Annotated in this window: 13 protein-coding genes and 1 tRNA gene; 2 read left to right on the top strand and 12 right to left on the bottom strand. The window is 40.9% G+C overall.

What is annotated here, in order from left to right; all coding sequences use genetic code 11:
• Positions 1-235 precede the first annotated feature (235 nt).
• The gene (locus EWV60_RS06340) at positions 236-3,748 is read right to left on the bottom strand and encodes a tetratricopeptide repeat protein (protein WP_287231606.1); all 3,513 of its coding nucleotides are present in this window, start codon (positions 3,746-3,748) and stop codon (positions 236-238) included.
• Positions 3,749-3,831: 83 nt separating this feature from the next.
• On the opposite strand from EWV60_RS06340, the gene EWV60_RS06335 reads away from it, so the two are divergent.
• Entirely contained in the window at positions 3,832-4,941 is a 1,110-nt protein-coding gene (locus EWV60_RS06335; protein ID WP_287231605.1) for an S-(hydroxymethyl)glutathione dehydrogenase/class III alcohol dehydrogenase, read from the top strand.
• 555 nt (positions 4,942-5,496) lie between these two features.
• A complete protein-coding gene (gene mrdA, locus EWV60_RS06330; protein ID WP_287231604.1) occupies positions 5,497-7,371 on the top strand; it encodes a penicillin-binding protein 2 in 1,875 nt (624 codons plus the stop codon).
• Here the strand turns inward: mrdA and EWV60_RS06325 are convergent.
• The 11 genes from EWV60_RS06325 to EWV60_RS06275 all read right to left on the bottom strand — a co-directional run bounded on the left by EWV60_RS06325 (position 7,368) and on the right by EWV60_RS06275 (position 25,713).
• On the bottom strand, positions 7,368-8,174 hold the full coding sequence (locus EWV60_RS06325) for a radical SAM protein (protein ID WP_287231603.1): 807 nt from the start codon (positions 8,172-8,174) through the stop codon (positions 7,368-7,370). The genes mrdA and EWV60_RS06325 overlap by 4 nt on opposite strands.
• Before the next feature lie 19 nt (positions 8,175-8,193).
• A tRNA-Ser gene (locus EWV60_RS06320) sits at positions 8,194-8,285 on the bottom strand.
• A 61-nt stretch (positions 8,286-8,346) separates the two neighbouring features.
• Positions 8,347-9,054, bottom strand: coding sequence for a DevA family ABC transporter ATP-binding protein (locus EWV60_RS06315; protein ID WP_069473818.1), 708 nt, complete (start codon positions 9,052-9,054; stop codon positions 8,347-8,349).
• A 20-nt stretch (positions 9,055-9,074) separates the two neighbouring features.
• Entirely contained in the window at positions 9,075-10,238 is a 1,164-nt protein-coding gene (devC, locus tag EWV60_RS06310) for an ABC transporter permease DevC (protein ID WP_016517167.1), read from the bottom strand.
• A gap of 22 nt (positions 10,239-10,260) precedes the next feature.
• A complete protein-coding gene (locus EWV60_RS06305) occupies positions 10,261-11,568 on the bottom strand; it encodes an ABC exporter membrane fusion protein (protein ID WP_287231602.1) in 1,308 nt (435 codons plus the stop codon).
• Positions 11,558-12,154 (bottom strand): TetR/AcrR family transcriptional regulator, encoded by a 597-nt coding sequence (locus EWV60_RS06300; protein ID WP_287231601.1) that lies wholly within the window; start codon positions 12,152-12,154, stop codon positions 11,558-11,560. Before EWV60_RS06300 ends, EWV60_RS06305 begins: the two co-directional genes overlap by 11 nt.
• Before the next feature lie 92 nt (positions 12,155-12,246).
• Positions 12,247-12,912, bottom strand: a complete 666-nt coding sequence (locus EWV60_RS06295) for a GAP family protein (RefSeq protein ID WP_125732950.1) — start codon at positions 12,910-12,912, stop codon at positions 12,247-12,249.
• A gap of 197 nt (positions 12,913-13,109) precedes the next feature.
• A complete protein-coding gene (locus EWV60_RS06290) occupies positions 13,110-14,399 on the bottom strand; it encodes a hypothetical protein (protein ID WP_079207768.1) in 1,290 nt (429 codons plus the stop codon).
• Positions 14,400-14,427: 28 nt separating this feature from the next.
• Positions 14,428-15,333 (bottom strand): SDR family NAD(P)-dependent oxidoreductase, encoded by a 906-nt coding sequence (locus EWV60_RS06285; RefSeq protein WP_287231600.1) that lies wholly within the window; start codon positions 15,331-15,333, stop codon positions 14,428-14,430.
• A gap of 247 nt (positions 15,334-15,580) precedes the next feature.
• A complete protein-coding gene (locus tag EWV60_RS06280) occupies positions 15,581-16,897 on the bottom strand; it encodes an aminotransferase class I/II-fold pyridoxal phosphate-dependent enzyme (RefSeq protein ID WP_287231599.1) in 1,317 nt (438 codons plus the stop codon).
• 14 nt (positions 16,898-16,911) lie between these two features.
• Complete coding sequence (locus tag EWV60_RS06275; RefSeq protein ID WP_287231598.1) at positions 16,912-25,713, bottom strand: type I polyketide synthase; 8,802 nt, start codon at positions 25,711-25,713, stop codon at positions 16,912-16,914.
• Positions 25,714-26,412: the final 699 nt, after the last annotated feature.

The raw sequence follows: 26,412 nt of genomic DNA, 5'->3' as shown, positions 1-26,412 counted from the left end.
AGCCAGACTTGGAAACTATCTCATCAAATTAGTCCCCCCATAGAACCCCCTTGAGCCATCTTGCACACTTTTCTCTTTTTGTCAAATTTTATGTTAAGAAAGATGTGACTAATGGATAGATCAAGGGGGGCAGGGGGGATCGAACCTAAAATCCATTTTTAATTTAATTATAACCAGCTACTTACGTTAACTGAATTGATAGCCGCAAACACGCAGCCTGCGCCCAAAACCCATTCTAACCCTCCAGCAAACCCCGCAACTCCTCAACCCCAACCCCCAAAATATCAGCCGCAGCAACGAAAATCTCCTCATCTTGCGTTTGCTGATAAAGAGCAACAAGACAAGGCAAAGAAACGGTTTGTACCCCGTAACCATCCTTAAATTCTGCAAAAATTCGTAAGGCTTGCAGGTAATAACTTTTGGCTTGGCTCAATTCCCCAACTCCTTCCGCTACCCCTCCCAAAAGGTACAGGGAATTGGCTTGGGAGAAGCGATCATCATATTCAATGTAGATCTCAATAGCTTGCTGGCAGTAGCTTCGGGCTTGCTCCCATTCCCCCAATTCTTGCGCTACCGATCCCAAACATTTCAGAATGCTGGCTTGGAAGAAGCGATCCCCATATTCAATGTAGATCTCAATAGCTTGCTGGTAGTAGCTTCGGGCTTGCTCCCATTCCCCCAATTCTTGCGCTAGGATTCCGAAATACTGCAAGGTGCTGGCTTGGGAGAAGCGATCCCCATATTCAATTTCGATCTCAAGGGCTTGCTGGTAGTAGCTTTGGGCTTGCTCCCATTCCCTCAATTCGTGCGCTACCGATCCCAAACCTTTCAGGGTGTTGGCTTGGGAGAAGCGATCCCCATATTCAATGTCGATCTCAAGGGCCTGCTGGTAGTAGCTTCGGGCTTGCTCCCATTCCCTCAATTCGTACTCTACCATTCCCAACTGGTGCAGGGTGCTGGCTTGCAAAGATTGCTTCAATTGACTGTAACTTTCACTAATTTGCTTGATTAATTCGAGGCTTTTTTGGTAAATCTCTTTCGCTTTCTGATAATTGTTACTTTTTAAATATTTGCTTCCTGCCTCGTCAATTATACCAATGATTTCTATTGCCACCTGCCCTTGTTTGGCTTCAGGGGGATAGTTTTCAACAGTTTCGAGAACGAACTCTAGGAGCTTTAAATTAGCCTGAGTATCTTGGGTTAGCAAGCAAGAAATAATACCAAGTACGCTTTCTTGCTGATTGAGGGCGATTTGCAAAGCATTAAACAGATTTTCATACTCCCAGCGACAGAACAATATCCCCCACTGCTTCTCTTTCGGATTTTTGGAATTTAGTAAGGTATCAAAATAACTACCTGCCAAGTCTCGGTAATGATTCTTAAAACCCTCCCAAATTGCTGCTTGTGTCTCTGGTGCTAATTCCTTTAACTTCGTCTTCAGGAAGTAGGGAAAAATGGGCTGGATAGTCAAAAAACTCGGCAATTCTTCACTCATCGGCGAAAGCAAACCCCAATGAATCGCTTCTTCTATCGCTGCATCAAATTGGTCAAACTGATAGCCTTGTAAAGGTTCTAATTGCTGTAGTTGTTGGCTATATTGATGAATAACACCCCTGAAAATAACCCCACTAAAAGGCGCTAAACAGAGTAACAACTTCTGCGCCTCTTCCGACAAATTACTGTGGGAATACTCCACACACTTGATGATATTATTAGTCTTATTCTCATCCCCCACATCAGCTAACTCTGCCAACTGTAACCCTTGCCAAATCTCCTCCGGTGACTGTCGCTTCAGATTCGCTAATACCACTTCCATCGCCAACGGATACCCCGCCAACAACTTCATCAAGCGCTCAAAATCATCATCCTTTTTAATTGCATTTTTCCGACTCTTCGCCTGACGTTCTAAGATTCTCTCCGCTAATTCAGTTCTCGACTCTTGGTCTAATCCTTGTAACTGATAGATATTCTCCTTAAAAGTCCTGCGTTGCAGCCAAGTTTCCTCACTGCGAGAACCCAAAATCACCTTCGTTTTTCCCCCCACCAAATTCGTGAGAAAATCGGCGATTTCTTCCCTCTCATTCTCCGGTAAAGTATTCTGAATTGCTAACGGTTGTCCCGTCACCGACTCCAGATTATCTAAAATGAGAATATACGCCTCACTGCGGAGTTTTTGCTCTAGTTTCCTTACTCGCGCTTTCAGGTTCATCGCTTGGAAACTCGCCTGTTCAAAGCGATTATAAATTACCTGACCAATTTCATGGACAATCTGTTCTAACGTCCAAGCTTTTCTATCATAACCAAAATAGAAAATATGGGTCGCCCAGTTGGTTTTCTGCCACCATTCTCGTAGATAATTGAGTAAAGTAGTTTTTCCTGTCCCTCCCATTCCTTTGAGTAAAAGGATATTATGTTTCAGCAGCGCCTTTTCCATCTTGAGAATCTCTAAATCCCTTCCCACAAAGCCGTATTCTGGTAAAGGAAAGACATATTGATTGCCGATATGTTCCCAGTATTTTTCCTCCTCTTCTGGAGTAAATGGACGCAAATTGAGATTAATTTTACCGCGACAATAAATCACCGGTAATAACCAATCTTCTAAATCTATTATCGTATTATAATAGGCGCGGCGTTGCTTATTATTGAATAACTCTAACCGTCCCTTTCGCATCGCTTCCGTTAGGTCTTTTCCGTTCAATAATTGCTGATAAATTGGTTTCATCATCAACTTAGCTGCAGAAACCGTCACCGAATATCCCATCGCCACCACTGCTTGCATTCCCGCAGTCATCAAACGACTTCCTAAACTGGTTTCCCGATAGTCTTCTGATTCCTGGGAAATTTGCTTTGCTGACTGACAAGCATTGAGAATACAAATAGGGATATTTTTCCCGGTGAGTAAATTCGCTAATTCCGTCGCTTCTACCGGAGTCGCTTGACCTTTTTCTTCTCCTTCCAGAAACAGAAAAGCTTTTACTCCCTCATATTCTGCTAAATCCTCCAGTCCCCATCCCCTTTGATAGCGCCAAGAATCCCCGTGAACCTGTCTTTGGTACTGTTCATATTCCATCAATCCGCCATGAACATCGAAATGAATAACATGATAGTATCCTTCTCCCTTCTCATCCAGATGTCTGGTTAGTGATTCATAAGTTCCGGGACGCAAAATATCAATTTTTACCGGTATTTCACTACTATTTACCAGTTCTACCAAAGGACGGGAAATCGTGCGATAGTTAACATCAGATTCCTCATTAGGACGCGCAATCACCACCAGAAGATTGATAGTAGGATAAGTGGCCATTTGCACCGGGACAACTGTAGCCCCTCGACGCTGGCGGGAGATGATACAATCTATAGAAAAAGGACGCGGTAAATCAGGATCTTTCAGCGCTTCCCAATGTAAAGCTTGAAATTCTGGCGACTGACTTTCGATGATAATTTGCAGTTGACTTAACTGCTTTCGCAAGTCTCGATATTCCCCATAAGCATTTAAATTACTCTGGAAAACCTGTTTAAATAGGTTTTCGCCATAGTTTTGGACACTGTTGGCGGCTTTTTGCGCTTTATCCGTCTCTAGCGTCGGAAATACTAACCATTCCTCAAAGTACCATTCTAGGTCTTTTTCTTCTTGGTTAGTAAAGGGGTCAGTAACCGTAATTGGGTAGCTGTTACCGCTATCAAAATTGAGACTAGCAGTAAAGCCACCATCGTTAATTCCTTCTTCGCGGATGGTGAGGACTAACATAGAGATAAGTTTAGAATTGTTCTATTACAACTCTTCAGCAGTTTAACGGTATTATACTGGAAAAAACCTATTGCTTTGAGCCTATGGATGTTCGAGCGGCAGTTGCCCTAGAAGCGGGAAAACCCCTAACTATTGAAACGGTAAAATTAGCCGCACCGCAAGCGGGGGAAGTGTTAGTAGAAATCAAAGCCACGGGAGTTTGTCACACCGATGCCTATACTCTCTCTGGGGCCGATCCTGAAGGCTTATTTCCCTCAATTTTAGGCCATGAAGGGGCCGGAATCGTGGTAGAAGTGGGAGAAGGTGTCACTAGCCTAAAAGTGGGGGATCATGTTATTCCCCTATACATTCCCGAATGTCGTCAGTGCGAATACTGTCTCAGCTTTAAAACCAATCTCTGTCAAGCGATTCGTCTTACCCAAGGTCGGGGAGTAATGCCAGATGGAACCAGTCGTTTTTCCCTCGATGGTCAGCCTCTTTATCACTACATGGGAACCTCGACTTTTGCTAACTATACCGTGCTGCCGGAGATTTCTCTAGCCAAGATTCGCCCGGATGCTCCCTTTGAAAAAGTCTGTTATATCGGCTGCGGAGTCACTACAGGTATCGGTGCGGTGATTAATACCGCTAAAGTGGAACCGGGGGCAAAAGTGGTGGTTTTTGGTCTGGGAGGTATCGGTTTAAATGTTATTCAAGGGGCCCGTTTGGTGGGGGCCGATATGATTGTCGGGGTCGATATCAATCCCCAGAAACAAGCTTTAGCGACCAAATTCGGGATGACTCATTTTGTTAATCCCCAAGAAATTGAGGGGGATTTAGTGGCCTATCTGGTGGATTTAACTAAAGGTGGGGCCGATTATAGTTTTGAGTGTATCGGCAATGTCCAGATTATGCGTCAAGCTTTGGAATGTTGCCATAAAGGTTGGGGTGTTGCCACTATTATCGGTGTAGCCGGGGCCGGCCAAGAAATTAGTACCCGTCCTTTTCAATTAGTCACCGGACGGGTCTGGAAAGGTACGGCTTTTGGTGGGGCAAGGGGTCGTACAGATGTACCAAAAATAGTCGATTGGTACATGGAGGGCAAGATTAACATTGATGATTTAATCACCCACGTTCTACCTCTGGCAAGAATTAACGAGGCCTTTGACCTGATGCGCCAAGGGGATTCTATCCGCAGTGTGATTACATTTTGAGCAGGGATAATGTTAAATTAGGTTAAGAAATACTTGACAAACTCTTAACTATATGTCTGCGCCAGTTTCCTCGCTCTCTTTAACTTACTATAGAAGCGATCAATCTTTGTGTCCTCTGTGTCTGGAGTGATTCCTTCCACTCCCAGTATTTACACCTATTTTGTTAAGATATATTGCAGATACCCTGAACTTTAGTCAAGAGAGGAGCTAAATCACCTAGTATTGCGTCCTTTTCAGTGTTGCCAAAGGCACGGCGTAGCCGTCCAGTAAACAGTGAAAAGACATCAGGTACCTTTTGGGCGAACGCAGTTCGCCCCTACATTGTGGACAAAATCCGTTACTGTAGGGGCGCAAAGCTTGCGCCCTCCGATCGATCAGGTTTGCTGATCACCCTAAGTAGGGCGAGAGCCTTCGAGATGTTAGGGACTTGCGCTTTGATAATGTGCCATCTGGCTGGTCTAATTCTTCTACAGAGCGATTTTCTGGCTGGGATATTATTCCCACGCAAGTCCCTAACTGATGACTAATAACTTTTAAATTTTTAACTTTAAGCAAATGCGTAATAGCGGACTCCTATCAAAAACCAAAGTCAAACTGAAACGGAAAAAAACGCTCACCTCGCCGACGCGGCCAGCACCGAATAAATTACAGAATAAAATCAAAGATAAAGAGCGTCTAGTCGGTCGTCAGCGTCAGTCATGGCTAATTATGGGATTAATTAGCCTTGTCCTGCTAGGAGGAGTTGGCTCGCGCTTGGCCTATTTACAACTGCAGCAAGGACAAATTAACCGAGAAAGGGCAGAAAATAATCGGATTCGCATTCTTCCCAAACCTCCAGTCCGGGGCAACTTATTCGATCGCAATGGCAAAGTTTTGGCTACGGCCCGCTTAACCCATGCGGCCTATATTTGGCCCAAATCCCAGCGTAATCCCGCCCAAAAACTCAATCTTGACCGTTTAGCCAGTATTTTAGGCATTCCCAGAAGCGACCTAGAAAAACGCATTAACGAAGCGGACGAAAACCCCTCCACCCTCATCCGCATCGCTAGGGGTTTAACTCCGGCCCAAATTATCGCCCTAGAGGAATACAAAGACGAATTAACCGGCATTGAAGTGGACGTGGAATCAGTGCGCTACTACCCCAATGGTAAAATCGGGGCGCATATTCTCGGTTATACTGGGGAACTAACCCCGGAGGAATATCAAGCCAAAAGATCCCAGGGCTACCGGTTGGGAGATGTCGTCGGTAAAATGGGTGTAGAAGCCGCCTACGAGTCAAAATTGCGGGGAGAATGGGGAGGAATGCAGTTAGAGGTCAACGGATCGGGACAAGTAATCCAAATTCTCGGCCAAAAAATTGCTAAACCGGGCCAAGATGTCACCCTGACACTAGATTTAAAACTCCAAAAAGCCGCCGAGGCCGCTTTAGGAAAACGCAAAGGTGCGATCGTGGCGATCGATCCCCGGGATGGTTCCGTGCGGGCCATGGTCAGTTATCCTAGTTTTGATCCTAATGTTTTCTCGGCCCCAATTACCACCGCCACTTGGAAAAAACTACAAGCGGAGGGCAACCCGTTTGTTAACCGCGCTCTCCAAGGATTCCCCCCCGCTTCCACCTTTAAAGTCGTCACTGCCACTGCTGGCATGGAATCGGGTAAATTTCCCCCCAATACGGTCTTAAATACCTTTGCTGCCCTTTATGTGGGGGGGACAGCTTTCGGGGAATGGAATCACGCTGGTTTTGGTCCGATCGGTTTTGTCCGGGCCATGGCCATGAGTAGTAACACTTTTCACGGTCAAATTGGTCGCGGAGTGGGGGGACCGACTTTAATTGCCACGGCTCGGCGCTACGGTTTCGGTCAGAAAACCGGGATAGAATTAGCAGAAGAAACCCCGGGGTTAATTGCCGATCGCGATTGGAAGCTGCGTAATTTTAAAAACTGGGATTGGTCCGTAGGGGATACGATTAATATGTCGATCGGTCAAGGATTTACCCTCGCAACTCCCCTACAGGTAGCTGTGATGTTTGCTGTCCCCGCTAACGGCGGTTTTTTGGTGAAACCGCACCTTTTACAGGATGCCCGGGATGTTAAGGAATGGCGCAAGTCTTTGAACATGAAACCTAGCACCCTAGACACCCTGAGAAAGTCCCTGAGAGCCGTGGTAGCGGAAGGAACGGGGCGGGCCCTATCAGACCCCGCTTTACCGCCTGTAGCGGGCAAAAGCGGCACGGCAGAAGCACCTCCAGGCAAGTCCCACGCTTGGTTTGGAGCTTTCGCGCCTTTTGATAAGCCCGAAATTGTCGTGGTCGCCTTTGCGGAACATTCCGGCGGTGGTGGTGGTAAAGTGGCCGCACCTATGGTACGTCAGGTAATGGAGGCCTATTTTAATATCAAGCCGAAAGAAGAAAAACCCCGGCCGAAGCCTTAGAGACCTGTGGCGGTAAGCGGCACACAGCGCACGGTAATTCCCGTGGCCGTGGCAATTTTTTCCGCCCAAATCGCCAATATTTCAGCGTTTACGGGTTTGAGAATTTGCATTCCGTCGGCAGCGGTGAGGGGATTATTACCGCGAGTTTCTAATTGTCTTTGTCTGGCCCGGGGACGGGTCGGGGTGTTGAGTTGAATTTCATCCGGTTGTAGCTGTTGCATCAAATCGATATACTGGTCTTGCTCTTGGGGCGACCAAGAGGCCAGCACCATGGTTTGAATTGCTAGTTTTCCCGACCATTCTTGGCGAAATTGTCTTAATCCCGACCAACAACTCTGCCAATCTAGGCCAGGGACTGGACGGTTAACCCGTCGCCATTGGGACTCGGAAACAGCATCGATTTTAGCGGCGACGATATCAGCTTTGCTCAAGTCTTGACGCACTCGGGCATCTCCCAAAAGGGTACTATTGGTTAAGACCGCCACCGGCCGCTCGGTTATTTCCTTGACGGTGGCCAGTATTTCCCCTAAATTGAGGGCGAGGGTGGGTTCCCCGCTACCACTGAGAGTGACTATATCCACGTCCCAGGGGGCAAAGGCACTTAAATCCCTGCTAATTTGTTCGCTGGTGATAAAAACTCTTCGTTGCTCGGTTTTTTGCTCAATTTCTCCTAACTGACAGTAAGCACAGTTAAAGGAACAGGTAGAAACTAAACCAATCGGATCGATGCCCAAGGAACTGCCGAAACGCCAAGAGGCAACCGGACCATATACGGAGCAGAAATAATCTTGGCGAGCAGTCATCGAAAATACCGAAAGAAGACGGAGAGGGAGGGATTCGAACCCTCGGTACGGTCTTACGATTCGTACAACAGATTAGCAATCTGCCGCATTCGACCACTCTGCCACCTCTCCAAGATGACATTACTTTAGTCTAACATGAAAGGCCACTTTTTGGCAAGTAATTTTTGGGCAGTTAATCGCCTAAACGACCATCCTCCATATTGACAATGCGATCGGCGATGTCGAAAATCCGGTTATCGTGGGTGACAAGTAAAATCGTGCAACCTTGTTCTTTTGCCAATTTCTGCATGATTTCCACCACATTGCGCCCGGATTGTTTATCTAAGGCCGCGGTCGGTTCATCAGCGAGGACTAATTTGGGATGACTGACGAGGGCGCGAGCGATCGCCACTCGTTGTTTTTGTCCCCCAGACAAATTTTCTGGGTAATAATCGACTCGGTTTCCTAAGCCAACTGTTTCTAAGATCGCTTGTGCTTTGATGTCTAAATCTTCCTGAAGAAATTCTTCATGAAGTTCCAGAGATAAGCGAACATTTTGTTTAGCAGTCAGAAAACTCATTAAATTATGTGCTTGAAAAATATAGCCAAGTTGTTTACGAAGCTGGGTTAATTGGTTTTTGCTTGCTCCATATATTTGTTGTCCCAAAATTTTGAGACTCCCTTCTTGAGCGGAACGTAACCCCCCCATCAGAGTTAGTAGGGTAGTTTTGCCGGAGCCGGAAGGACCTGTTAAGATGACAATTTCTCCTAGATTAATATTAAGAGTAATATCAAATAATACCTGTTTACGCAGTTTTCCTTCGCCAAAATAGTGATTAAGAGAATTGATAGATATAACAGGTTCTAATGAAGTTACAGATTCAATTTGCAGCATTTCCATAGTTGTAACTATCCTCGAAACTAAAAAATATCCGCTGGGTCAGCAGAACGCAGTTTATTCATGGCGATCACTCCAGAAACAGCACACATAGTAATTGTCAATATTAATACCATTACAGCGCGTCCAAGTTTCATCATAATTGGTAATTGAGTAGCACTTGAACCAACTTGATAGAGTCCTAAAGACAGGAAAAAGCCGGAGATATAACCCAAAATAGCTAATAATAAGGCAGCTTGCATTAAGACACCAAGTAAGTAGCGATCGCTGTAACCCATAGCTTTCATAGTAGCGTATTCTGGTAGATGATCTGACACATCAGAATAAAGAATTTGATAAACAATCACAATACCAACAATAAATCCTACTATCACCCCTAAACTAAAAATGAAGCCGATTCCTTGAGTGCTCCAATAATGAATTTCATTTTGTGCCAATTGAGATGGAGTAAGTAGTTTTACATCTTTGGGTAAATTTGCTGTAATTTTTGCTTGAATTTCTTGAACATTTACTCCCGGTTTTAATTTAATAAGACCCATAGATATTTGCTCAGGTTTATTATCAGGAAAAAGGTTAAGAAAAGTTGAATCACTGGTAATGACATTCCCGTCAGTTACAAAGGAAGCTCCTATATTAAATAAACCAACTACCTCTACAGTTTTATCATTAACTTGGATTTCTAGATTTTCTTGCTGTTTGAATAAATCAGTAATTGGTCCGTATTCTGGTCGAGAACTTTGGTCAAATAATACCCGATTAAGTAGTTTTAATTTTGTTTGATTTTCCTCAAGTTCTACTAAGGATAAAGGTGGGTTAACTGGATCAATGCCCCAAACTAAAATAGTACGATTAATCTCAGTTTGAGGATTACGCCATTGAGCAAAACCCATATAGATAGGCAACACTGATTCAACTTGTTCATAGGCGAGGGTTTGAAATAATCGCTCTCTGGGAAATTGTTTAACTATGTATAGGGTTTGAAACTGAGAGTTAACTAAGACTAGATCCCCTTGTAAAAGTTGATAAGATTTTGCGGATCCATCAAACAAAGCATCTAACATTCCTAGTTGGAAAAACATCAGAATATCAGCAAAGGCAATTCCTGCTATTGCGACGAAAAGACGAATTTTTTTCTTCATTAGCTGATGCCATGCTAAGGGAGTTTTACGGAACAGTTTCTTGGGCATATACTGGCTCAATATTAAGGGTTTAAGAATTAGGATTGTCAACTTGTATTTCTACTTGTACTTGCAAATTAGTTAAGCTGGCTACCCGTTGACTATCTTGAGAATTGAGACGAATTTTGACTTCTATGACTCGGCGATCTAGGTTTTCTCCTGGTTGACTACTAAAGACATTTTGCCGATTTACTTGTAAACCAATTTGAGAGACAGTCCCCTTTAATTTACCCGAAAAAGCTTGGCTAGTAATGACAGCTTGTTGTTCCAGTTTCACTTTATCAATATCAGTTTGATACACCTCTGCTACAGCCACCATATTATTTGTTTGTGCCAGTTCTAGCAAACCAGAATCACCAATTTTTTCGCCAACTCGCGTATGAATTTTGAGAATTTGTCCGTTAATAGGACTCTTGATATAAACTTGATTTAAGTTGGTTTCTGCTTGTTGTAAATTAGCCACAGCATTATCAACTTCTGCTTGCGCTATTTGTAGATCAACTGGACGAACTTCAGCCACTTGATTAAGGGTAGCTTTTGCTTGTTGAATTTGCTGTATTCCTGTTGCCTTAGTACGCTCTAAGTTAGCTTGAGCTTCGGCGATCTGTTCTTGATAAGTGGTAATAATACGTTGTAGATCTGCTTGCGCTTCTTTGAGACTTTCTTGCAGGGTTTTTTGATTGAGACACTTACTATCATAATCAGAACTAGATACGACTCCATCTTGATATAACATCTGATAACGTTGACATTCAGTTTTAGCATTTTCTAGTTCTGCTTGTAAACGGGCAATTGTCGCTTTTTGTGTGGCTTTTTCTCCCTGTAACTGTGCTTGTAGTTTGGCTATAGTTGCCTTTTGCTCTCTAGTTTGTCCCTCTAAATCAGCTTTAGCCTTTTCTACCGTCGCTTTTTGAGCATTAATCTCTCCAACCTTTGCCCCTGCTTTAACTTGAGCTAGACGCGCTTGAACTACTTTTAACTGTTCTTGATTTTGTTTAACTACTGATTGTAAACGGTTACGAGAATCTAAAATCGCAATTATTTGTCCTGTGACTATTTTATCTCCTTCTTTAACTAATAATTGTTCTACGCGATCGCCATCTAAAGGCAAGGGAGCATCTAGACGGATAACTTCACTTTCCGGTTCTAATCTTCCTAATGCTGCTACTTTGGTAATAGGGGGCGTTGTTGCTTTTGATTCAGAGGGCGATGAATTATTCCATCTGAGGGGGAAAACTTGATAAACTCCCCCCACACTGGTGATAGTTGTAGCAGCAATAGCAATGGCTAAAATCCAGCGCCAAGGATGAGAATGCTTGGATAATGAATCATTTTTCATAGCTATTTCTTCCGTTTTGTTTTTGCTCTAGATAACTGGTAATCATGTTTTTGAGTAAGATACCCTGCTCAGAAAAAGATATGGTTTCTCCCTCAAATAGTCTTACCAAAAGTAAACCGTGAAGTAGGTTGACAACTAAATTAACAACTGTTTGATCTTCTAAGTGTAAATAATCTCTAATAACCTCTCGAACTTTTTTGTTAGCTTGTTTTAAAATCTCATTTTCAAAAAACTCTTGAGGCTCTTTTGTTCGATAAAAATCAATCCAAATTAGAATTTGTTGAGAAAAGTAATCTTTATTGTAGTCCACAAATTCCATCAGTGTAGCTATTCGCTCTGACAAAGCACCAGTATCTTTCGTCGCAGATTGAAAGTTAAGAGTATCTTCCTGTGTTTGCTCTAAAACCAACTGTAAGAATAAAGATTCCTTGCTCGGAAAGTAGTGGTAAAGTGTGCCGGTTGAAACTCCAAGCTCTTGAGCAATTTGGCGCATGGTGATAGTAGCATAACCTTTTTGCGCAAACAGGTTAAAGCTCTTGCTCAATAGTTCCTTACGGTATTGCTGGTGATCTACGACTTTGGGCATACTTAGGCTTCCTCAACTACTGGTTTAATTATACCATACATACGTTATAAATAAACTCCTCAGTTATAAGGCTTTGAGCAAACATAATGTACTTATAACTGTCCTAGTCCGAGCGCCAAACAAAAAACACCAAGAGCAAGCAAAGATAAACTGAGTAGGATATTTAATCGGATATAGATCCAGTTTTTTCGTCGACTCAGCCAAATTTTTAATCGTCTTTCTTGCCAAATAGCTGCAAGATTTAAAGCGATAATAGGCAGCGTATAAATCAAAGCATAAAGCATTAAATAAAATAGCATAAACATCAAATTAACAGGCATTTTCTTGACTTCAATAACAGCAAAAATAAGTAAAAAAGCACCAGGGGATTCAGCCAAAATAGTAGCACTTCCTAAGCAGAAAAATTTTAGGTAGCTAGTATAATTAAACACTGATAAAGAGCTACTTTTTTTAATTTTGGGAATTTGATATCTATGTTGCCAGAGATAGCATCCATAAGTGGTGATTCCTATGCCCAGTAAGATTAAAGTCCAAGAAGGGTTAAATAAATTATTTTTTGAGATCAGATCGAGTAATTTACCCAGTCCAAAGTAGAGAAATAATAACTGAGCAAAAATAGTCAAAAAAATCCCGTGGATAAATCCCCAAACCTCACCGATTCCTTTGTATAAAAGAATAGCGATAGCGATAGCAATTTCGGGTGGATTAATGCTATCAATCAAGGCTAGGGAAATAATGGTCAGAGTAATCATAACCATTGAATTTACCTCTGTCATATAAGTTAATTATAGCTTGTCATAACTGATTTGCTCTGGAAAAAATACTTGAAAATAACTAGATTTTGGTGGATAAGATTTAGATTGGGAGCATCTAAATATAGTCAAGGCCATAGCCAAAGCGAATATAATATCTGATAATCGCCCTAAATGAAGTAGCATATTTTCATAATTTTGATTCATCGTGATTCTCCATAGTGAAATTGTAACAATGAAACTAATTTTTCGTTGGCACATTCGTTAAGATTAAGAGATGACTGAGTTATCTTAGTTCTTACCCCATGAGAAAAAGTAATTTTTTCAATAAGATGTCCCCAATGCAACAGGCTATTATATTTAGACGGACTATAATCACCACAAATACTCACTCCTGCAATTTGATAATTACACAGTTGCATAAAAGTAGAAATAACTGTCTCAACATCTTCTATTGATAGCTCTCCTGCTCCCCAAATTTGCCTATTTTCCTGAGCATTTAAGACATCTTTATCAATGGCAATAAAAAGAGGAAATTGTGCCAATTCATCATGATATTTAGCCAGCAACGAGAACAATCTGTCTTGAAAAACTGACGAAGATATTTTGACCGGTTGGTTAACTGTCTGCTGATAATTAAGATAAGGATTTTTCCTAAAACTTCGGGTTGCAGGTAAACAAATTACCTGGCCATCATCAATATATTTCTGCATCCCTATTCCGTTAGCACAACATTCAAGATTATCTAAAAAAGAGCCTGAAGCATCAAAAGCTTTTTCCGTTCCACCCACATGAAAGACTTTTAAAATATTAGTAGTTTTAAAAGCTTCATATAACCAAGAGCCGCACATTATATCAGTCAGAAAAAAAGCATCCCAATCAGAGTGTTGATCAAAGAAAAGAAGATTAAATCGAGTTTGTATTTGACGGAGTAAAGTGAGAGTAACATGATCAAAATCATTAGACCCCAAAAAAGTTATCCAAGGTGATTGATTGCTTAATTTATTGAGTTTTATTGCTAACTCGATCTCAAATTTATTAAACTGAGAAAAGGAACTTATTAGTCTAATTTTAGTCCCCCATTTAAACATGGGAATAATTTCATAATCTCCCCCTTCTAAAAGATGAAGTTGTTGAGTAACACTACCATCTAAATTAATTAATCTGAGATTGAATGCTCTAGAAATGTTATTTTCCCTTGAGTTTAGAGTCAATACATTTCGTTTAACTTTAAATTTTTGAGTCAAAATAAATCTCTGAAATCCTATGTAAATTAGGTTAATGGCTAATCCGCTTAATACTAGGGGGAGTATTAAAACTTTTTGAGAAAAGACAAGAGAAGCTAAATAAGCAAATAAAGAAACAGAGAGAATGATGTAAATAGGAAATATTTCTAGGAAAATTACAGCAGTACAGAATACTAAGGCAGTTGTCCAATATTCGATCATTGGGTTTAAGTGATGTTTCGTTTTGTTTTTAGTTAGTTGTTTCATTGTTGTTATTTTTTAGCAAGTAAATAGATTAAGCAAAAAAATGGGCTACCAAGGATTCAAATATAAAACTAGGAAGTATTTTTTTGAGAAAAACATAAATAGATTCTGTCCCGATTATATAGCGTAGTCTTGGCCTTTTAGTTTGAGCTATTTTGCCGATCAGGTTAGCGACTTCTTGGGGAGCTGCTTTTGTGTTTTTAACTTCTTCCAATGTTTTATTTAATATTCGTTGTCCCCGCTCATAATAAGCAGATTGAGGTGTATAGGCACTGGTAAGTAATTGCCGAGTATCACTCTGGATATTGGTGGGATAAGTACCCGGTTCTACAAGAGAAACCCAAATATTAAAAGGCAGTAGTTCATACCTCAAGCATTCACTAAACCCCTCTACAGCAAATTTGCTCGCACAATAAGAAGATAAACTAGGAATCCCAATTAATCCTGCTATACTAGAAACATTAATAATCTGCCCTTGATGACGCTCTCGCATATAAGTAACTACTTGTTGAGTGAGGGTAACTAATCCAAAAAAATTAGTCTCAAACTGAGTCCGAAACTGCTCTAAAGAAATATCCTCAGCAAAACCTCCTAAACCATTACCAGCATTATTAATTAGGACATCAATTGACTTAAACTGCTCGATAACAGTCTCCACACACAGTTGAATTGAATCTAAGTTAGTAACATCTAACTGGAATAGTTTGCACCAGGGATGAGGGGTATCTAAAAAAAGATTAGATTCAGTTTTTACGGGTAATTTATTTGAGTTTTTTTCAAGAGAATCTAGTTGAGATAGAGCTTTTTCTAAGCAATTGCGTTTTTCTAGATTTCGCATAGTAGCTATGACTAAAAAGCCTCGTCGTAACATTTCCAGTGTTGTCAGCAGACCAAAGCCACTGGAACATCCGGTTATTAATACTACTTTAGGAAACACATCATTTCTCCCTTAATTAAGTAGATAAGCTGTTATTTTTTTAGTTCGCTTAAAAGGGGTTAAGTTATCCTATCTTTTTGTTAGAGACATTATAGGTAATGTCTCTACAAGTAATAGAAAATATGACTGAATAACATCTTTTTTCCTTTCTCTTAATCCCTTTCTGTTTTTATCTATTTAAAATTAATAATTTAGATTAGATAAAGATGAACGAAGATTTTGAGAAATTTTTCTGATGATATGTCAATCAGAACTTATAACACTCTCGTACTTTTTTTAGGGCTTCAACAAACAGATTAATATCCTCATCAGTATGCTTATTATTGATCATTAATCGGATTAAAGCTTTGCCACGTTCTACGGCAGGATAACGGAATATAGGAATACAATACCCCATTTCCAGTAAATCTCGTCGTACTTGTTCAGCTACTTCATCCTCACCAATAATAATTGAAGTAATATAGGATGGTGTATCATTAAGATGAAAACCTAAATCAATTAAATTTTCTCGCAGTTGTAAACAACGCTTGAGATAATTATCCATGATCTCCGGATGACTTTCCAAGTAGTTGATAATTTCCAGATTAGTCGCTGCTGTTGCTGGCTGCATTGTAGCCGTGAATAATGAAGTCCCTGAAAGAATCTCAAAAGATTTAACAAATTCTTCGGGTCCACTGATTGCTCCGCCTTCAATTCCCACTGCTTTAGAAAAAGAAACCATAATAAAAGTGGCTCTCTTTAAAGTTTGATATTCCTTATAAAAAGGTCGATTAGGATTACCGTAGATCATAAATCCATTGGCATCATCAACATAAGATAAAGCCCCATAACGTTCACATATATCAAGTAATTGATCCACAGGGGCAATGCTTCCATCCGAAGAATATACCGTTTCAAAAACCACAACAATTTTAGGGGATTGAATCGTTTTTAAAACTTGTTCAAGGGAGGAAGGATCATTATGTTTGAAAGCGAAAACCTGAGAACCAAATTTTAGTCCAGATAGGGGATTCCATAAACTCCAGTGACAATCTCGATCCAATATAAAGACCACATCATGGTTATCTATTGTTACCGTTTCATCAAATCCAAAAGAACTGGTCATGGCATTCATAAAACCGATGTTAGCTAAAGCCCCGGTTCCAAAGGTTAAGGTATATTCTTTTTGCCATATTTCGTTCATCTTTTGCTCAAGTAACAGATGAGGACGGCAAACTCCTTGAGTAAGACGAGAACCCCCAGTGGCTAATCCATATTGACGGGTATTTTCACAAAACATATCAATGAAATGCTGTTCTTGTTGTAATCCCAGAAAATTAATCCCCGATAAGTTAATCAGTTCTCGTCCATCCCGTTTAATATGAGAGCCACTCATCCCATCCATAACCGGAATCCCTCCATAAAGAAATCCGCTGGCTTCAGAGTCTTCAAGAAATTTTTTATTACCCCATACATGGGATTTTACCGATGTTTGTGAGGCTGATTTATCTCGGATGAGTTGGCTCAAAAGATGACGCTTTTGAGAGGAAGAAAGTTGATTTAGAGTATCAATATTTGTAGCCATGGTGAATTTGTCTCCTATTTAGATAACATCGAACTGAGTAGAGCATCAACATCTTCATCACTAAGTTGATCTATCTGTTTCAACATCAGTTCTGATGAATGGTCAAAATGAGTTGGTAAAGAGTTCTGGGAATTAGCTGATGGTTTATCAGAAGAAATTTGGTGAGTTTCTAGGATTTGCTCATTCAGAAGTAGGGCTAAACTGGTAACAGTAACACCCTCAATGAATTTCACTAGAGGAATTTCAACTTCCCAATCGGTATTTAACCGATTCTTCAATTCAACAGCCATCAAAGAGTCAAAACCTATATCTTGTAAAGGCTGCTCAATATTAATCTGAGAGAGTTCCAAACCGAAAATCTGCGCCACAGCATTTTTAAGATAATTTATGAGCCAATCAAGGCGTGAGTCAGGATTCAAGTTTTGCCATTGGCAGACCAGCGTATTTTGTTTTACTTGTGGCATTTTATCTCCCTGTTCTGGGGAGGAAGCTAATTCCTTGAATAAGGGAGGTTTCGCTCCTTTATGACTATTAAGAAACTTAGACCAGTTGACAGGCATAACCGCGACTTGTCCGGCATTTTGCCCTAATAGTTCCTCTAATATTTGTAATCCTTGTTGGGGTGAAATCATATCCAGTCCCTGAGTAGCAAAACGGTCTTGTGAATAACTATCAAGACGGGTAGCCATTCCCCCTTCAGACCAAGGACCCCAGTTAATACTTAATCCGGGTAGTTCTAAACTCCGGCGATAGTGAGCTATAGCATCCATGAACGCATTAGCTGTGGCATAGTTACCTTGACCCGGTGAACCCATTAATGAGGCTATGGACGAGAAACAGACAAAGAAATCTAAAGGTAGATCCCAACTAAAACAATGTAGATTCCATGTTCCTGTTATTTTGGGAGCCATAACACGGGTAAAACGTGGCCAATCTAGTTGTGATAAGAGTCCATCATCTAACACTCCTGCTGCATGAACAATTCCACGCATAACGGGTAAGGATGCTGTAATTTTCTGGAATAATTTTTGAACATCCTCTTGTTTAGAAACATCCGCCTTGATGATAACTACCTCAGTTCCTGCCTGTTTCCATTGTTCAATCAATGTGATAGCTTCTGTATTTGGTTCACTTCGTCCGGTGAGAACTAAGTATTTAGCACCTTGAGAAACCATCCAATCAGCTACTTTTAACCCTAATGCTCCTAAACCTCCAGTAATTAAATAACTGCTATCAGAACGGATTGTTTGCGCTTGTTCTAAAACCGGCAGAGAAATCACAACTTTACCGATATGTTTGGCCTGTGCCATATATCGAAATGCTTCTACTACTTGCACGATGGGGAACACTTTGTAAGGTAAAGGTTTGAGAGTTTGTTGTTGAAAATGTTCCATCAATTGATTGAGCATTTGTGTGATTAAGTTCGGGTCTTTTTCGGCTAGTTCTAATAGATCAAAGGGATGATAAGAAGCTTCGGGGCATTTTTGCAAGACTTGGTTTTCATCCCAAATCCCAATTTTGCCAATTTCAATAAATCGCCCTTTTGTGTTTAATACGTCAAGACTCTTGGGAATAAATTCACCATTTAAGCTGTTGAAAACGATGTCAACTCCTTTATTTTGGGTAAGAGATAGGATCTGATCAGCAAAATCTAGGGTGCGGGAGTTCATTACTTGTTCTACCCCTATAGATTTCAGGAATTGAGACTTACTCCCACTAGCAGTGGCGAAAATCTCTGCTTTTACCTGTTGAGCGAGTTGAACGGCGGCCTGTCCTACCCCACCGGCGGCGGCATGGATTAACACGCGATCGCCCGCTTGAATTTTGGCTTGATGATGTAATCCGTAGTAAGCTGTCAAGAAGGCGATAGGAAGAGTAGCAGCTTCTTCAAAAGTCATATTAACGGGTTTAGTTGCTACAAAAGCAGCGTTTACGGTGACAAAACTGCTCAAACTACCTACGGCCATAGCGGCAATGACTTCATCCCCAACCTTGAAATGAGAAACTTTTTCCCCTACTGCGACGATTTTACCAGCACATTCTCCACCAAAGGGGATCTCAGTAGCAGAAGAAATCCCTAACTGTTGGGTATATTCTTTCAGAAGTCCTAGCGCGTTAAGAACATCTCGGAAGTTAAGTCCAGCCGCATAGACCTGTATCTCTACCTCAAGTGGCCCTGGTTGGCGACGTTCAAGGGGTTCTAGGGTCAGATTTTCTAAGATCCCATAGTTTGATATTTTAACTTGGAATGGTTTAGTTCCCAGTTGATTCTCAACATTTAGGGATTGAGCGCTATGTCGCACCAGTCGAGAAACATGACGGATTTCTTGACGATAAATAACCTGATTTTCGCTGTCAGGAGCTAATATTTCCGCTAAAAGTAGGGATTGGTTAGGATTTGATGATGCTTCTAGATCCACACATACACATTGTAATTCTGGATGTTCTAGGGCGATCGTTCGGCCAAGTCCCCATAAAGGTGCTTGTTCAATAGCTAAGGATGTGTCTGAGGGATCTAAAGTTTGTGCACCTTGAGTAACTAACCACAGACGGGGTAAATTTGTACCTCGTTTTTGAGTTAAAGCTTGAACTAGAGACAAGACACTACCACAGCCTATTTCTTGCGCCTTTTGTAAGGCTTCTAGAGATAAATCTGTAGATGAATTATTCTCACAACTCCATAAATGAACTATTCCTTTTAAGGGAGGTTTATTTTCTAAGCTCTCTTGGAAAAGTTTGGTAAAATCATCGGTAACAAGAGGATTAACTGTATAACTTTCTGGGTTTAGCTTTTGATAGTGAGAGCCAACAGAAACGATAATACAATATTCACCTAATTGTGTTAGTTGATTAGCTAAAGATGAACCCATTCCATCACCCTTGGTAAACAGTAACCAAGTGCCAAGATTTTCTGCTCCGGTTAAAGGTAAGTTCAAATCACGGTTTTGTGGTCGCCAGACTATTTCATATAACCAGTTTTCTGTCTCCTCTTTTTGCACAACTTGCCCCAGTTTTTGAGAACTAATACGCTTAACTGATAATCCTTGAATTTCGGCAAGCAGTACCCCACTGTCATCAAATAAATCCACATCTGCGGTGATGGTTTGGGAAGGCTCAGAAGAGTCTTGATTTAACTTAACTCTACTCCATAGATGAAGGGGTACAGAACCATAGACTTGATATTGCTTTAAACCCACAGGTAGGTAAGCATCGCCAGAGTCTTCTCTTGATAAAGCCGCCCCTAATACTTGTAAACTAGCATCCAGTAAAACGGGATGTAATTTGTAGTTACAAGCTTCATTAACTAAGGATTCTGGTAACTGAATCTGTCCGAGAGCCATTCCTTCATACTGCCACAGGTCTGTAATGGCTTGAAAACTTGCTCCGTAGTCCATTCCTCGTTGTTGTAATTGTTGATAATAATCTTCAACATTTACGGATTCAAGAGAATCAATTGATAAGTTTTCTAAGTTGACTGGACTGGGTTGAGTAATATCTGTTACTTTGATAATTTTACCCAAAGTATGAAGTGTCCAAGAATCGCCAACAGGATTAAGACTAAAGATTTCAAAGGTATAAGTCTGGGAATCTTGAGGAGTCAGAATTAACTCGATGTCTTTGACTTGATTACCCTCGAAAAATAAGGGATGCTCAATCTTCACATCTTCTAGGCTGATTGAGTCGGATTTAAAAACATTGATCCCAGCGACAAGAGCCATTTCTAAGTAAGCAGTAGCAGGGAAAATAGTGGTTGCTTGAATCTGATGGTGTTGAATATAATTGGGACAATCTTGACTGATTTGAGATTCAAAGATAATTGGTTTTAGTGGCAAATGTAACCGTTTTCCTATTAAAGGATGAAGATGTCCATTGCCATTGCTAGAGTATAACTCAAATTGCTGAGTACCCTGAGGATTGTTGTGAGAAATATGTCCTTTACCATTGGTTGACTCAACTCTTGTAGTGGAGCAGTCGGACAATATACTGCCATGGCAATACAATTGTCGGCTAAATTGATAAGTTGGCAGACTCAAACGATGATAGGAATAATCTTTTGAAAATCCAGTCCAATTTACAGGTGTTCCTTTAACATATAATTCTGCCAAACTTTGTAACATTTGTTGCCAATCTGATTTTCTAGATCGCAAACTTGGCAACCATACTCCCTTGCCTTCTGGAATACAATGACTTCCCATTCCTATTAAAATGGGTTGGGGACCAATTTCTAGATAAACCTCATAACCGTGGCTCGCTAGTGTATTCATTCCTGCGGCAAACTCTACGGTCTGGCGAATATGATTTACCCAATAAGAAGGCGTAGCTATTTCGGCTGTCGCTATTTTACCAGTGACATTAGAAATTAAGCTAATATTTGGTTTTGAGTAGGTGATTTCTCGGGCAATTTTGGCAAACTCGGTCAATATTGGCTCCATCAAAGGTGAGTGAAAAGCATGAGAAACTTGTAAGGTTTTTGTCTTCACCCATTCGGTATCTAAATTAGCGACTACTGCATCAACGGTTTGACTGTCCCCAGAAATAACAATGCTAGATGGCCCATTAATAGCAGCGATAGAAACCTGTTTTTCATAAGAAATAATGGCACGTCTGACAGTTTCTTCGTCGGCAGTAACTGCTACCATTTTACCGTTAGACGGTAATGCTTGCATTAAACGACCTCGATAAGCGATGAGTTTTAACCCATCTTCAAGACTGAACACCCCGGCAATACAAGCGGCCACATATTCTCCTACACTATGACCCATAACTGCACTAGGTTCAATACCCCAAGATTTCCATAATTGAGCGAGTGCGTATTCTATGGCAAATAAGGCGGGTTGGGTGTAAGCTGTTTCATCTATGGGTGAGTTCTCTCCCTCTTGAGGATAGAGAATAGATAGCAAAGGTTTGTCTAAATAGATACTAAGAATCTCTTGACAGTGTTCAAGGGTTCTACGGAAAGTAGGTTGAGTCTCATAAAGTTCCCGGGCCATATTGATATATTGTGACCCCTGACCTGTAAAAAGAAACGCAATTTTCTGGTGCTTCTGGTGCGATAGTTCACCGGTCAAAATTCCCCCAGCTTCTTTGCCCTCAATAATAGCCTCTAACTGGGATTGTAATTGAGTTAAAGACTCAGTTTGAATAGCTAAACAATGATGAAAATGCGAGCGCCCCACATCAGCACTAAAGCAAAAGTCTTGTAAGTTGATTTGCGGATTTGCTTGAAGATAATTGTGATAACTTGATACTAATTCTCGCAAAGATGACTTAGTTTTAGCGGTAATAGTCAAGATAGCAAGAGATGGTTTATTTTGCTCTTGCTCCAAGGTTTCTGGAACAAATTCTTCTAAAATAACATGAGCATTAGTGCCACCAAAACCAAAAGAAGATACCCCAGCTAATCGCCCTTTTTTACCCTTTTTCCAAGGCTGTAATTGAGTAGGAATAGATAAGGAAGTTCCTTCTAGAGAAATATAAGGATTGAGTTTTTGCAAATGAAGGTGAGGAGGAATTTCACGATTTTGTAAAGCGAGGCAAACTTTAATCAGTGCGGCAATTCCTGCGGCTGCTTCGAGATGACCAATATTAGTTTTTACAGAGCCGATCCAACAGGGCTGATCTAATTGACGATCCTCGATTAATACTTCTTTGAGAGCATTAAGCTCAATCGGATCCCCTAAAGATGTACCTGTACCATGAGCTTCCACGTAGCTAATATCTTTGGCGCTTACCTGAGCTTTGGCTAAGGCTTTTTTAATAACAGCTTGTTGAGCTTGTTTATTGGGTGCAGTTAGTCCATTACTGTGACCATCTTGATTAACTGCTGAACCGCGAATAATTGCATAAATGCGATTGCCGTCTTGAATAGCCTTCTCTAGGCGTTTGAGGATAACCACCCCACAACCTTCGCCCCTTACATAGCCATTAGCACGTTCATCAAAGGTTTTACAGCGACCATCAGCGGCTAACATCCCTGCTTTTGAGAAATTAATAGTTAATTGGGGAGATAGCAGCAAATTTACCCCGGCTGCTAATGCGAGATGACATTCCCCATCTGTTAAGCTCTTACAAGCTTCGTGGACAGCAACTAACGAGGAAGAACAGGCCGTATCTATAGCTAAACTAGGCCCATGGAAATCTAGAAAATAAGATAAACGATTAGCCGCCACACAAAAAGCGTTACCCGTGCCATAGTAAGTGCCTATAGACTCATTATCTTTAGATAACAAGCGAGCATGATCATCACTACTGATGCCAACAAATACACCTGTTTGACTCCCTGCTAAAGTTTCGGGGGCAATACAAGCATTTTCGAGAGCTTCCCAACTAACTTCTAAGAGAAGTCTTTGCTGGGGATCCATTTCCACTGCTTCCCGAGGTGAGATGCCAAAAAATTGAGGATCAAAATCATAAACATTATCTAAAAATCCACCATTTATGGGGTTTAAATTGCCCAGCTCTTGATGATTCCATCTTTGAGAAGATAATTCTGTTATTGCATCCCCTCCTTGGCGTAATAGTTGCCAGAATGCGTCTGGAGATTTAGCTTGAGGAAAACGACAGCCAATACCGATAATAGCGATCGGTTCATTTTGAGGTTGTGATGAGGTTTTTTGAGCGACTGTGGATGAAGTTGTAGCTAGAGCTTCAGAACTTAATCCATTTAGGGCTAAATAGTGAGCAACCGCATGAATGCTAGGATATTCATAAACCAGCATAGGAGATACACTTTTACCCAGCCATTGCTCAAGCTCTCCCGAAAGACTTACTGCCGCTAAAGAACTCAGTCCATAACTTGCTAAGTCTTGTTGAATATCTATTTTTTCTGGTGCTATTTGCAAGATCTCTGCAACTTTTTTAATTAGCCACTCTTCAATTGCTTCTTGAGTATCGGACACAATTTGATTCTGACTGACCTCAGAGAATTCTTCAACAACCTGATAACTTTTGACTTGTTTTAGCAGAGAGTTAATATCTGATTTAAGCTGCTTAAATCCATTCTTATGTTCAGGATTTTTACTCCAATCCCCAATCACATTAAGAGTTCCTGCTAGAAAACTAGCTCGGCAAGCTTGACGTTGAATCTTGCCACTAGATGTCTTGGGAATACTTGCTGTTTTCAGCAGTACCACAGCATAAACATCTAGTTGATGTTCTTCGGCAACAGAGCGAATAATTTGCTCAATTACCGCTGGTGAGTCTAATTTACGCAGATAGCTTCGTTCGACTTCTTGAACAACTACTAGCCTTTCTTGACCAGCAATTTCCACTGAAAATACTGCTCCACACCCTTGCCGCAATCCTGGGTGACTTTTTTCGACGGTGGATTCAATATCTTGAGGATAATGATTACGTCCCTGAACAATAATTAAATCCTTGAGTCTTCCTGTGATAAATAACTCACCAGCCAGTAAAAATCCTAAATCTCCTGTCCGCAGAAATGGTCTAACCTGGGTATCAGCTAAATAAGCTTTGAAAGTTTCTGCTGTCTGTTCGGGTCGATTCCAATAACCCTGAGCTACACTGTCACTAGATACCCAAATTTCTCCTATTTCCCCATCTCGACATTCAGTTAAAGATTCAGGATTTACAATTACAATTTTTTCTGATAACCAAGCGTGACCACAACCAACTAATAATTGAGCATTCGGGTGTTGAGAGTTAATAGTAACGGCACTATTTTCTAAAAGAGCTAATTTATCAACTGCTTCAATCACAGGAGATTGGCTTTTAATTCCCCCCGATACAAATAGAGTAGTTTCAGCCATCCCATAACAAGGATAAAATGCCTCTCTCTTAAAACCATAATCAGCGAAAGTATTAGCAAATTTTTCTAAGGTAGCCGCTCGAACAGGTTCGGCCCCAGTAAAAGCTACATCCCAACAACTTAAATCCAGATTTTCTCGCTCTTGAGGTTTAATTTTATCAGCACATAATTCGTAAGCAAAATTAGGACCGCCACTACTGGTAGCGTTGTAGCGAGAAATAGCCTGTAACCATCGGAGCGGTTTTTGGATAAATGCTTCTGGGGGCATAATCACACAAGGAAATCCGACGTACACTGGTTGTAATACGTTACCAATTAGTCCCATATCATGGAATAGTGGCAACCATCCTACACCAATAGTTTCGCTTGTATGTCCAAAGGCAGAAGCAATCAGTTTTTCATTATAAAGTAAATTTTTATGACTAACCATAACTCCCTTAGGCATACCTGTGGAACCAGAAGTATATTGTAGGAAAGCTATGTCCTCTAAAGAAAGATTCGGTTTTTGCCAGTTTTCTGCTTGCTTATCCGGGATGTTATTAGTAGCTAGGCAAGGTACTGTTATTAACTCAGGGTCACTCGAAAATTTTTCCTCAATAGTATTTAATAAGGATGTAGTAGTTAAGGCCAGTTTGGCTTGGGCATCTTTAGTTATTGCTTGTAGTCGAGAGAGCTTTTGATTACGTCGGGGAGGATAAACGGGAACGGCAATAACACCCGCGTATAAACAGGCAAAGAAAGCAATGATAAATTCTTCCTCCGATGGATAGAGCAATAAAGCTCTTTCTCCTGGAGACATTTGTAACTGAAGTTGAGCCGCCAAAGCTTTTGCTTTTTGCTCTAATTGCTGATAAGTCAGTCTGGCGGTTTCTGTTTCTCCATTAGCCAAAAAGATATAAGCTGTTTGCTCGGCTTGCTGCAATGCTCTATGGTTCAAGATATCTACAAAAGTAGAAATGTCCTGAAAAATTTCGCCTTTAGATTTTGATTCTACAGATAAACAAAGCATTTTTTCCTCTACAACTGATTTCTGAAGTTCTTTTAACATAAAACTAATTACAGGGCAATCGCACGCACTTCAACATAACCTGACAATTGAGAATGGCAAAAAGTTTTGCTGATACAGGGTTTTGGGTTTTGACCGAATATTTGCTTTAGTATTGCTTACGTCAGGTTTATGACTGTTTCGTTACAAAGCAAAAGTCTGAAACGTTTGCATGGTCAATGGTTGAGGCCAAGCTGTATCTGTCAAGAGGTCTTTTTATGCGATTACCCTATCCCTCCTCTGGGTTCACTTTACCTAAACTCAATAAAGACTGCTTACTGTTTTTTATTTTTACCGCTCCTATTTTTATCTTAGCGGCTTACCCTAAGTAAAAATACTCAGTTAAACAAAATTTAATTATTTAATTGTCAAGTCCAGTAGTAATTTTGTAACCGTTCAGGAGAGGTGTCAAGCCGCCAGTGGCATTGACTCTGTGGAAGGACTCTCTTGGGACAGCAGAGAAGGAGAAGCACTGCCTTTCTTTCCCAGGGGCGCGAATCGCTTCGGTCATAAGGTTCTAAGCACAATTAATTACACATCTGAGCCGTCAGCCGTCAGCTTTTTCAGTGATCAGTAAACAGTGATAATTAGGGTTTGCTGAATAAATCTAAAAACCTTACAGGAAAGGGCTTTTAGCTTGATTGAGAGCTTCCCAAATGCACTTAAATCTGCTAGAATCTCTTAAAACCCTTGCATCACCCT

The sequence above is a fragment of the Microcystis sp. Msp_OC_L_20101000_S702 genome (assembly GCF_007095705.1).
Classification (GTDB): domain Bacteria; phylum Cyanobacteriota; class Cyanobacteriia; order Cyanobacteriales; family Microcystaceae; genus Microcystis; species Microcystis ichthyoblabe_A.
This window is presented reverse-complemented; position numbering and strand designations above follow the sequence as displayed.